This window comes from Microscilla marina ATCC 23134, assembly GCF_000169175.1.
GTDB classification, from domain to species: domain Bacteria; phylum Bacteroidota; class Bacteroidia; order Cytophagales; family Microscillaceae; genus Microscilla; species Microscilla marina.
This window is the reverse complement of sequence record NZ_AAWS01000003.1, coordinates 199,232-210,762: the sequence shown is the minus strand read 5'-3', so window position 1 is coordinate 210,762 and position 11,531 is coordinate 199,232. Positions and strand designations below refer to the sequence as shown.

Genomic DNA, 11,531 nt, shown 5'->3' with positions numbered 1-11,531 from the left:
ACAAATCAGGTGAAGCTATAAATTTATGCAACATACACTCAACCTTAAAAACCCTTTGGTTTTTTTCGACTTAGAAACAACTGGTACCAATATCGCCAAAGACCGTATAGTAGAGTGGGCTTTTATAAAAGCACTGCCTAATGGTGAAATTGAAAAAGATGTAAAGAAGATTAACCCTGAAATGCCTATTCCGATTGAATCTAGTTTGGTACATGGCATTTATGACGAACACGTAAAGGATGCACCTACTTTTAAGAGCATTGCCAAAAATTTGGTGAAGTTTTTAGAGGGTTGCGACTTAGCCGGCTACAACATTGTGCGTTTTGATGTGCCTGTGTTGGTAGAAGAATTTTTGCGGGTAGGGGTTGACTTTTCGGTGAATAACCGCAAACTGGTAGATGCCCAAAAGATTTTCTTTATGATGGAGCCTCGCACGCTTACGGCGGCTTATAAGTTTTATTGCAACAAGAGCCTAGAAGATGCCCACACTGCCGAGGCTGATACAGTGGCTACACTTGAGGTGCTCAACGCCCAAATTCACCATTACGAAGGGGTAGAGATCAAAGACAAGGAGGGCAATTCTTTTGTGCCTGTACACAATGATGTAAACAAGCTGCATGAGTTGGTTAACGACAAGATTGTAGACTTTGCCGGGCGTATGGTGTTTAACGACAAGGGGCAAGAGGTATTTAACTTTGGTAAGTTTAAGGGCAAGCCTGTAGAGTGGGTGCTGGAGCGTGAACACGGTTATTATGACTGGATGATGAAGGGCGATTTTGCTTTGGATACCAAGCGTAAGCTGACTGAAATTAAGTTACGAAAGTTTAATAAGAAGTAGATTAGTTAGTTGGGAGTCCATAGTCGGGAGTCGGGAGAGTTTACAGCTCCGAGCCCTTAGATACTGATGAATATCGGTGCTATACCCTGTTCCACAGGTAACCACTTTTTTATATCACGCTGATTTTTAGCAACTTATAAAAAGCGTAGTTAAAAATTGGGAGTCGGGAGAGTTTACAGCTCCGAGCCCTTAGATACTGATGAATATCGGTGCTACACCCTGTTCCATCGGCAACTAACAAATTCATAGTATGCTTACTTTCAGTGGCTTATGAATTTGTTAGTTAAAAATTGGGAGTCGGGAGAGTTTACAGCTTCAAGTCCTTAGATACTGATGAATATCGGTGCTTTTAGCGACAAGCTTCAAGTTTGACGCTGCTCTACAAGCAACTTACCGATTTTATAGAACGTTGATTTTTAGCGGTTTATAAAATCGGTAGATGGAAGTCGGGAGAGTTTACAGCTTCAAGCTTTTAGCCTAAGGGCTAAACACCAATAACGAAACCAGGTAGGTGCTACCGACTCCGGACTAACAACTATCGACTAACTCACAAATATGATAAAAATCACTTTAGCTTCTGGTTCGCCTCGCCGCAAAGAGTTACTTGCGTCGTTGGGGGTTGACTTTGAGGTACGTACCAAACCTATAGATGAGTCGGTGGGCGATGCTCAACCACCACATGAGGCCGCTCAATACCTTGCGCGCCTTAAGGCTCAAGCTTTTGAGAAAGATGTCCAACCGCATGAGTTGATCATTACTGCCGATACGGTGGTAATTCATGACCATAAAATATTGGGCAAACCTCAGAACAAGGCGCATGCCCAACAAATGTTGCTGGCGCTTTCTGGCAACACGCATGAGGTGGTAACAGGGGTTTGTATTTATTACCAACATAAGTACGAAGTTTTTGCCGAAACTACTCAGGTGGTGTTTAAATCGCTTACTACACAAGAGGTCAATTATTATATTGAACATTATCAACCGTTTGACAAGGCGGGGGCGTATGGTATTCAGGAGTGGATTGGAATGGTGGGCATTGAGCGCATCGAAGGGGACTATTATAATGTGGTGGGTTTGCCTTTGCAAAAGGTATACACCAGACTCAAAGCAATAGCCCCTGAGATATGGGGCTAACCCAGCCCTCGGTTGTGGGCCACTACTTCTTCTAAAAACACTTGAATGTGCAATGCCTGAGGGTTTTTCTTGGGAATGATGGGTTCGTATTTTTTGTGTGGATACTCCAAGGTTGTCCAATACGGTTTGCCTTGTTGGTTCAATATTTTTATGCCTCGACGGGTTCTTTTTAAACCATATATTTCTTTGAGGGGGATGTGGATGTTGCGCAATCGATGGTTATAGCTAAAGGTATACACGAGGTGTTCTTGGGTAATGTGGATGTGATGCAGGGCAAAACGTTGTTTGTTTTTGAAAAAAAGGTCTAAGGAATAGATCATGCCTAAGATTCCTGCCATCCCAAACATAGGAATACCAAAAAACGAAATGGCTCCAACACTTGCCCCTATCACGCCTACCATTGCCCCTGTCCATTCTAAAGGCATGGCTCCTATTCCTTTCATCCCGGTTTTGGGTACAATAAAACGACGTTCATGCTTAATTTCGGCAATAGGGTTTGCCCAATGATGTGCTTTGATAGAGGGCAAGTCGGGGTAGATATTGGGCTGGTGCTCGTTTACTGCTACTACTTGCTTCACAAACTGGACAATGTTGCCATACTCTTCGGTGTTTTTGGGAACAAGCAATTGCCCTTGCTGGTTGCCTGCCGAGTGGGTACTTTTGACCAACAGACCTCGGGAGGTTTCTTCTATTGCAGTAATGTCTTTGAGTGCCAACATCAATTGATGGGCTTTGTCTCTGATATAGCTAGATTCAATGGCAATGTCGTTGGTGGTTTTGCCAGCAAACAGGTTTACCAGCTTCATAATAATATACACCCCAAAGCCCAACTGAAAAAGGGTAAGCCAACCCTGCACTCCTGTAGGGATCAATCCTGAACCCAACGCAAAAAAATTAACGATCCAAACCCCACCCAAACCTACATAAAATTTGGCTTTAGGGTGTAAGCCCTGGGGCTTGTAAAAGTATTTGCCCAAAGGAATCGGTACAGACTTGAATTGTTGTTGGTTTGATAAAAACACGTCTTCTGCCAATGCCAATGCTTTGTCTACACTTTTGGTCAGTTGACGCTGACGGGCTTCGTCTATCAGGCGGTCGTAATGCTTCCAAAAATGAGGGGTTTCGCTGGAACTTTCAGCGTCAAGGTCGTCGTTAGCCACAGGGTATTGTTGCCACAATTCATCTCCCTTTTGTGTCAGGTTGCTCTCAATAGCAGATAATTGATTTAAAGAAGCCTCTTCCATATTGAGTGTTGTTGGGTGTATTCTTTTATATGCAACGATGCCAAACCTGTAAGTGTTTGTGGCGAGGCGCAATTTATTAATGATACAATAGGTGTTTTCTTTGTTGGTAGTTATAAGTTGCCACCTCATTGAGAAACAAACACAAAGTGGCATAGCCTTCCATCGCTGAGGGTAATATTATCTCAGGCACACCTACTTTACCCGCATCTGCCCACTTTTCCTCTCCCCTTCGCCCTACTAATTTTATTCCTTTCTTGTGTTGCTGCAAGGTTTCTATCTGGCTATAAGGTACATATACAGTAGTTTCCTTAATGCCATAACAGTATTGTGAACGATATACCAAGTGCTGCGTTTCAAGCCTTACCTGACTGTCCCTTTCATTTTCTCCTTCTAGTGAATTTTTGTCAGGAAGGAAACTAATGAAAATGAGCCCAATGGCTAATGTCATCTCTATCAACATTCGATGAAAGTTGCCTAGCAACAACACTATAGTAGTCGTTGCCATTATACCAAAAATTACAACCAAAGCAGTGAAGGGTTCATCTTGTCTGGTGCCACTTTCTGCATAATCAAATTTAGGTACTTTTGTCCAATACTTGGTGAGTAACTGGGTTATTTTATCTTCGGGTTTTATGAGCGTGGAATCTTTAGGCTCATTTTGTACCGCTTTTGCCCTTCTAATGAGTCTCTCATAAGCCTTCCAAAAATTCTCATCAAAACGTGGGGCGTTTTGACACTGCCACTGTTGCTGCCACAAGGCATTGCTTGGTCGTTCTATTGGGTTGTTCATTGTATATTATTTTTTTTGATCTACTTATTGTTTTTATCATCATCACCTGTTTTTTTTAACGGATTCTCTGTTGATGATGATGCCTCGCCAGCTCTTGCAAAAAGAACTTTATATGGTTAAACTCGTGCATGTCTTGGTATAGAAACACGGGATGAAACACCCCTTTGATGTTGCCTTGCCAGGTTTCTTGCTTTTTATGCCCTACTATTCTTACCACTTCTCCTTCTTCTTGCAACCCTGCTATCCAATCATAACGTATCTTGACGGTATTATAGACCTTTGCCTGATCATCTCTGAAATGATATACCAACTGATGTGGTTCAATGACAATTTTTACTTCCAAGGTTATCTTTTGGTCTGGCTTGTTGCCCGCAAAATTTAGCATTTTCATCAAGATAGCCACCATTGCCACCACCATGCACCCAATGGCAAGCTCCAAACACCTGTGAATAAAGCAATTGCTCCCAGCGATAACGCAAACAATGATATAATTAAACTCAAAGAAATGCTACACCCCGCATTGTGCTCTGACGTATGTTTACATAATGTAATTCGGGCAACTTCTTCACCCAATATTTGGCAATAAGCCTTTTGGCAGTATGGTTTATAGGCACAGGGGCAATTATAGGTTTCTTTCGAAACAACATCCTTGACTGTCCAATTAACGCCTCGTAATCTGCCCAAAAATCCGGCATTTGGTTTCTGTATATTTGCCACATACCAGTTGCCTTGTTTTCTAACTCGTGTGGATCTATTTTTTTCATGCCATTTATTTTATGGGCTACTTGCCTGATTAACCTTCAACACATCTTGTATAAAGTGTTTTACCTCATCAAAGCAAGCCACCTCCTGACGAATAGTCAAATGAAAGTAGGGTTCATGGTGATTGTCATACCATGGTGTATCATTATCACACCAAATGGTCATTCCTTGTTGCTCTCCGCCTCGGGCAGTGTCCACACGCCCGATCGAAACCTCAAGTTTCGCAATCCTCAGCGAAGTTGCTCATTTTTTATAAGAAAAACCTACCAGTAGGAGCGACAGCTAACAATTCATAACCTATCAAATGAATACGAATCAGCAGGCACTATTATAAAATCAATAATTCGAATATCTGTGAGCCGTTACTTTTTGCTCCAGGTCAAAAAGTAACCAAAAACCCCGCAGCTGTATTTTGTTGTTGCTAAAATTTGTTTCATTCCGCCGAAACAGCTCAAACTCGCTTCGCTCAAACAGTGATCTGTTTTTACGGCTTCATTGCTCAAATTTCTTAACGCCAACAAAATAAGGCTGAGTCCAGCTGACGCAACCATTGTTACTCGACCAGTATTAAAAAACAAGTACCTTTCCTAACAACATGCTCGCTTAGGGGTTTAACTGACGGTTATATTTTGCTACTGCCGATAAGAAATCATATATAGGTGGGTGTTGGGCTACACCAGCCGGAATAACCACTTTGTTATAGGTTCTGCTGGAAGCATCGTACCAAACCTGCCCTTGTGGACTTGCCAGTTGTATGGTTTGCCCCTGATTTCTTCGTACATTTATCACCGTAGCATAAGGCACTTGTACGGCAATTACATATTGCTTGCTTTGGCTATATGCTACTCGCTTGGTACACGTCAAACCATTAGGAGCAAAATCAAAACGGTAATACACAGTATGCTTTCTGCTCTCAAAACTCCTCCCAATGAACACTGCCAATACTCCCCCAAATAACGTAATCAAAAACGCCTGTAATAACAGGAAGATCAGGCTAAATAATAAGACACCAACAAACAACATGATCTTTAGCAAAGTAAAACAACCACTTACCCGTTTTTCTGTCATACAGGTAAAACTCTGCTGGTTGGGCAGGTAATGCCTTATCAAATCTGTCCAAACCAAATCAGGGGCAAAGCAGGTGCTTGCATCAACGCCTGTTGGTTTTGTTTTGCCTTTGCCAGTATGCTTTCATAATCTGCCCAAAAATCCGGTATTTGGTTTCTGTATGCTTGCCACATACCAGCTGCTTTCTCTTCTAGTTGACCTATATCTTTTTGATCTATATCTTTCAAGATGGTTTTATTTTATGGTTGTTTCATCCAGTTTGCATAATTGGCATTGATCACATCTCTTATAAAAGACGCCACTTGATTGAAAGCCACTATGCGTTGGTCAATCATCAGGTGAGAATGAGACTTACGGTCGCTGTCTACCCATTTCGTCCCACTTTTTGGCTGAATGCGCACCCCTTGTTCTTCAGTGTATATATAACCAATGGTTTTGTAAGGAATTTGTAACTGCCTTACCCGTGGTTTTAATTGGCTGTTTTGATATACTGCTTTTTTCTCATAAGTGATATAATCGGGCGAAAACTCATAACTATGGTAGAGGGTAGGCACTACTCGGCGGGTAGTACCAGGGTCTTTGACACTAAAAATAGTGATCAAAATAGCCACACAAACTATTGACACTAAGTAGTAAGCAAAGAAAAATGTAATTACAGCCGCTAAACTGATTAAAAAGAGTCCTAACCATTTTGTCACATTGACACAACCTTCTTGCTCTGCCTGTAATGGGGTCACCATTTGCTCGCTGTATTGTAACTTCAAAGGCAGTTTGTCCCAATAGGGTACCATGAGCTTTACCCAAGGCAAATACGCATGTTCGGCGGTAGTAATTACGGCTGTTTGCTGGGTTTGTACTACGGCTACAGGTGGAGTTGCTTGTATTTGTTGTTGCTTTAATTGCCTTTGGTGGGCTTTTGCCAATAGTTGCTCATAACTTGCCCAAAACACTTGTACACTGTGTTTTTTCTGGGTTGAGTGAAGCTTTGCCACCCCTTGAGCGTACTCTTGCCACTTTTGCGCGGCTTGGTGCTCTAGTTGATTCTGGTGTATGTTTTCCATCTGCTTGTTTTATTGCTTGCGCAAATAGTTATATGACACTACCTCGCTGATAAAGAACAACATTTTGTTAAAAATGCTCACCCCCGAAGGTACTTTTAACTCTATAAGTTGCCCTTGATCTCTGCCCGATACTAAAAAACCGTCTGCTACCTTCCACATAGTATCAATGTTTTCGTACTTCAAAACTTTTACTACTTGCCTACTCGCTGAATTCAATTCTGCCACTTTCAAAGCATCATGATTTAAAGAAACAATCACCCTTTTTTCAGGAGGTTGGTATGGGTCTATCACATTGGTATCATTGGGTTTGATCAACTGCTGTACCCCCCAAACTACCAACAGGGCAAACAGGGTATACACCAATGCTGAATAAAGCCCAGCAAAAGCCACCACCAAAGAGGCTACAAACAAACCTCCCATCAACACATAGGCTACACATCCCCCCAGTACTACTTCACCCATATTATCAGCTTTTTTGGCATAAAAAACCTTTTCATGCTCAAAAGCCCTGTCCCAATATTTATAAAATATTGTCATCAACTCAGCTTGTGTAGTACGAGATATTTTTTGAGTATTTGGTATGTTTTTGTTTTGAACACTCACCACTTGTCTTTGTTGAATCAAGGGTTTGTAAGTTGCCCAAAACTGTGCTTCAAAAGTGTTGGAAAGGGGCAAACCTGCTTGGGCTTTTTGCCAGTAGCTTTGCCATAAGCGATTTGCCTGATCGTTTAATTCAGCATGCTTCATCTGTTGTAGTCTTGGTTTGATACTTAGATAACCACATAAACGAGAAAAAAGGGAGACAGGTTGAGAAAAAAAACGGGATATGCTTTACTAATCCAACCCACGTAAGTCTACCGGCACTACCATAGACACTCCCTGCTCGCGCATGGTCACACCATACATCAGGTCGGTGCTTGCCATCGTGCGCTTGTTGTGGGTAACAATGATAAACTGAGAGTCTTTGGAGAAGGTCTTGATGATTTGGTTAAACTTCTCAAACAAAGCTTTTATCAGATATATTGAAGAGGCAAACAATTTTATTTGCTTTTCTTACTTACAACATCATTTTGCCTCCTTACTTCTTCAAAGAAAATGGTTACCAAGAAACTACTCTCAGACTATTTTTTCATTACATAAACCAAGGGGTAACATTGAGTAAAACAACCTTTACGTTTAATAAATTCATTGACGCAATTTTGTGAGTAGCTCTATAAATCTGCAAGAAAATCTGATAGCTTACGCTCTTTCGACAGCGCAAGTTTTTTACGAACTCTATGACGAGCCACAGAAATGCTCCCATAAGTAATGCCCAAAATAGAGGAGATTTCTTTAGACGTGAATTTCAATTTAATCAACGCACACAAACGTAATTCTGAATTACTTAATTTTTCACTTTTTATTTTCAGTTGTTGAAAAAAGTCTTGGTGAACCTCTGAAAAGAAACTAAAAAAATTATCCCATTCCCGATCAGCTTTCAGACTGGAACTTACCATACGCAACAACTTTATTAACTCTTGGTTTGGACTTTCTTTATTTTCATTCATTTGTTGCAAATTTTTACGAATCTTTTCCAGCATGCCGTTTTTTTGAACAATATGTAAAGCCTTAGATGTTAACTGTTGTTGTTTTAAATTCAACTCTCTTTGCAGGTTTTTATTTTCAATCTTATGCAACTGTTTATTATACTCGATTAAGCGTTTTTTGCTCTTAATTTTTGAGTACAACAATATGATAATTAGAATGCCAACAACACATGTACTTACCAATGACTCAATGAACCTACGCTTGAGCAAGCGCTCATGCTCTTTTTCCTTCTTTAACAAAGAAATCTGCTTATTTTTGATCTTGATGGCTTGCTCTTTCTTTTGGGCTTCATAACGAGTCTGTACTTCTAGTAGTTGTTTGTTTTTTTCTTCACTAAATAGAGAATCATTCACCCGAATAAGCTTCTTATAAAATTCCCAACCTCGCTTAAAGTTTCCCTGAGTAGAATCTAACTTAGCCAAGGCGCTATAACTTTGTGCTTGGGCATCTCTCATCCGTAATTTTTTCGTAATTCGCAAAGCCACCTGCAAAGTATCAAAGGCTGCTTTATAACAAGCTTTAATCCTGAGTATATCCCCAACCTCAATCAATGCCAAAGCTCGATCTTTCTGCTTGCTATTGCCACACATACTCAACACTTTTTTATATTTTATCAGGGCTTGTTCATACTTCTCTTGCTTCCCATAAACAACTCCGATATTATGCAATATATCTATTATCCCATTTTTATTATTTGCCTTTGTTTCTATTGCTAGTGCCTTCTTAAAGTATTGAAGAGATTTTGTATATTCTTTTTCTTCTAAATAAGCCGCTCCAATATTCATCAATGGATAAGCCCTCTTTTTTATATCATTCGCACGGTAATAATCCAATACTTCCTGAAAACGTTTTATCGCTTGTTTATTTTGACCTTGCCTTAAACTCAATGCTCCCAGGTTAGTTAATAAATTAATGACATAGGACTTATCTTTACTTGTACTATAAAATTTTAACGCTTTTTCATAAAGTTTTACAGCCTTACCATAACGCCCTTGATTATAATACTCTATCCCTATATTATTGTATACATGCCCTATTCCAATCGTATCCTTTCCCCCTTTTTTCCAATCCAGCGCTTTCTTATATTCAGCAATGGCTTTGTCTGATTTGCCTTCCGCCCCATAGATTAACCCCGATATATTGACCAAGCGCCCAATAGTTAAGCTGTCATTACTTTTTTCGCCTACCTCTATTCCTTTTAAGCAATATTTTTTGGCTTGTTTATATTTTTCCTGGTAATAATACGCTCTACTAATTTGGTACAAGCATTCCCCCACTTTTTTTAACCGTTGCTTTGCCTGAAATATATCTAACGCCTGTCTGTAATAGCTTATGGCCTTATCAAACTTATGTTTCCTTGAATATACAAACCCTAAGTGTTCACAAGACGCCGCTTTTTCCCAGCTATAGTTGTTTTCTTGTGCCAACTTCAGTGCCTTACTTGCATATATCAATGCTTGATCAGGATGCTTTAATAATAATGATTTTGCCCACTTGTTAAGTATTTTCACTTTTTTCAAAGTAGAAGTTTCGCCTTCTAATACCTGGTTTATATCCTTTACAGTTGAGTTTTGGGCTAGGCTTAAACTCCAAAAAAACATTAAAATGAGGCTGTAAACTCCCCTGTTTATGTTAAAATATTGTAAAATCATGATGTAACTTCTTTATATATTTGATGTAGCATAGTAGTTTACACTTGCGTGTGATATTAGAGCTTGTTTAAATTTTCAGTCATAGGAGATTTTATGATGAGTTTTCGGATTAGATGCGTCAAACCGAGCTTTAGCGAGTTTCTAAATTCGGAGCTCTGTTTCACCTTTGAAAATTAGTATTTAAACTAATCTTGAAGAACCGATGGCTAGAGCTATGCTCTGCCGAGCTCCGCTTTAGCTAAATTAACTTCGTTGAGCTCACCACAGCGCAGCTGTAGGTTCGGTTTGACAATATATAATCAGGAAAGTCGCGTAAAAGCTCACAGTCCCGAACTTGATTCGGGGACCTAATCAATGAACCGAGCCGCAGGCGAGTTTCTAAATCCCGAACTTGTCTTCGGGGCTCTGCCTTTTGGCTAATTTTAAACAAGCCCTTAGTTGGTAGGTGTTGTCAAAGGTAAATAGACATTAAGAATAGAAACATCCGGCCATTACACCAATTATCCGCTTCTACGATTAAACTTTGCCTTCAGAGCCAAAAATAAAAAACTGTTCACTTCTAACTACGCTTTTTATAAGTTACTAAAAATCAACGTGATATAAAAAGTGTAGTTGCTTAGGGAACAGGGTGTACCTTGCACCTAGAGCCTAGTGCACTGGAAACTAAATTCCTACTACATTAGCTTCGCAGAGCTCGCCACAGCAGAGCTGCCCCGATGAAATGAATCGGGATTTAGAAATAGGCTCGGTTATTCGGAGTCTTTAGCCCGCTGACTTTACTTAAAAAAGTTTGCGTAGCTCCGGTTCCGATATACATCGGAATTGTAAACTAACTCTGTGCACTTTTTGAAGTGCGTCAGCAAACAAAATACCCTCGAATAAATAGCGCATTTATTTAATCCCCAGTGCACTAGAGCCTTGTTAGAGCTCTAGACTATTATTCCTCTGAGAGTAAAACCACCTAACCCACAAGTTTAGAGATATATTATTGGAGTAACACTGTTCTTCTTCATTGCAAAAAACTCATGTGGCTAAGGTTCCAATACATAGCGAAATTCAGAAAGCAAACTTCGCTCAGGCTTGGCCCCTTAAGCTACTTTACCAGGCCAATAAATCTTATCTCCAACACTTGGTTAAGCATTAGCTTATTCTAACAATAAAAATCATAAAACACTTAATAATCAGAAGTTTACCAACTTGTTAATTGCTAAATCTCGATTCGTCAAGACAGCTTGCTGTGAGGAACTCAACGGAGTACCTTCATTGAGTTTAACCTAAAATGCTTTTGATAAAAAGGAATTTTACGAGCAAAAGTTATCTAATGCCGGGAGTATTAGTTTCCTATTCTAAAAATTGTCAGCCAACAAAATAAACCCAAACCAAACAACTTGGTTT

General features: G+C 40.0%; 13 protein-coding genes. 2 read left to right on the top strand and 11 right to left on the bottom strand.

Translation table 11 applies throughout. The features are described from left to right. Nucleotides 1-25 precede the first annotated feature (25 nt). Nucleotides 26-838, top strand: coding sequence for a 3'-5' exonuclease (locus M23134_RS03480; RefSeq protein ID WP_002693964.1), 813 nt, complete (start codon nt 26-28; stop codon nt 836-838). Nucleotides 839-1,393: 555 nt separating this feature from the next. After that, nucleotides 1,394-1,972 (top strand): Maf family nucleotide pyrophosphatase, encoded by a 579-nt coding sequence (locus M23134_RS03475; protein ID WP_002693963.1) that lies wholly within the window; start codon nt 1,394-1,396, stop codon nt 1,970-1,972. Here M23134_RS03475 and M23134_RS03470 read toward each other — a convergent pair. The 11 genes from M23134_RS03470 to M23134_RS03420 form a co-directional block, all read right to left on the bottom strand. Beyond that, nucleotides 1,969-3,216, bottom strand: a complete 1,248-nt coding sequence (locus M23134_RS03470) for a hypothetical protein (RefSeq protein ID WP_002693962.1) — start codon at nt 3,214-3,216, stop codon at nt 1,969-1,971. The two genes, M23134_RS03475 and M23134_RS03470, sit on opposite strands and share 4 nt — an antisense overlap. 76 nt (nt 3,217-3,292) lie before the next feature. Then, entirely contained in the window at nt 3,293-4,006 is a 714-nt protein-coding gene (locus tag M23134_RS03465; protein WP_002693961.1) for a hypothetical protein, read from the bottom strand. 55 nt (nt 4,007-4,061) lie between these two features. Further along, on the bottom strand, nt 4,062-4,445 hold the full coding sequence (locus tag M23134_RS03460) for a hypothetical protein (RefSeq protein WP_157558318.1): 384 nt from the start codon (nt 4,443-4,445) through the stop codon (nt 4,062-4,064). A 58-nt stretch (nt 4,446-4,503) separates the two neighbouring features. Continuing rightward, nucleotides 4,504-4,770, bottom strand: a complete 267-nt coding sequence (locus M23134_RS03455) for a hypothetical protein (RefSeq protein ID WP_002693959.1) — start codon at nt 4,768-4,770, stop codon at nt 4,504-4,506. A gap of 10 nt (nt 4,771-4,780) precedes the next feature. Beyond that, a complete protein-coding gene (locus M23134_RS40895; RefSeq protein WP_157558317.1) occupies nt 4,781-4,966 on the bottom strand; it encodes a hypothetical protein in 186 nt (61 codons plus the stop codon). Between the two features lie 405 nt (nt 4,967-5,371). Continuing rightward, nucleotides 5,372-5,836: a hypothetical protein gene (locus tag M23134_RS03450; protein WP_045112923.1), complete on the bottom strand. Its 465-nt coding sequence runs from the start codon at nt 5,834-5,836 to the stop codon at nt 5,372-5,374. 38 nt (nt 5,837-5,874) lie between these two features. Beyond that, entirely contained in the window at nt 5,875-6,063 is a 189-nt protein-coding gene (locus tag M23134_RS03445; RefSeq protein ID WP_002693955.1) for a hypothetical protein, read from the bottom strand. A gap of 12 nt (nt 6,064-6,075) precedes the next feature. After that, complete coding sequence (locus tag M23134_RS03440; RefSeq protein WP_002693954.1) at nt 6,076-6,897, bottom strand: hypothetical protein; 822 nt, start codon at nt 6,895-6,897, stop codon at nt 6,076-6,078. A gap of 9 nt (nt 6,898-6,906) precedes the next feature. Continuing rightward, the gene (locus tag M23134_RS03435) at nt 6,907-7,644 is read right to left on the bottom strand and encodes a hypothetical protein (protein WP_002693953.1); all 738 of its coding nucleotides are present in this window, start codon (nt 7,642-7,644) and stop codon (nt 6,907-6,909) included. 87 nt (nt 7,645-7,731) lie between these two features. Then, nucleotides 7,732-7,935: a hypothetical protein gene (locus M23134_RS03430; RefSeq protein ID WP_002693951.1), complete on the bottom strand. Its 204-nt coding sequence runs from the start codon at nt 7,933-7,935 to the stop codon at nt 7,732-7,734. A 173-nt stretch (nt 7,936-8,108) separates the two neighbouring features. Next, complete coding sequence (locus M23134_RS03420) at nt 8,109-10,136, bottom strand: tetratricopeptide repeat protein (protein WP_082226513.1); 2,028 nt, start codon at nt 10,134-10,136, stop codon at nt 8,109-8,111. Between the last annotated feature and the right edge of the window lie 1,395 nt (nt 10,137-11,531).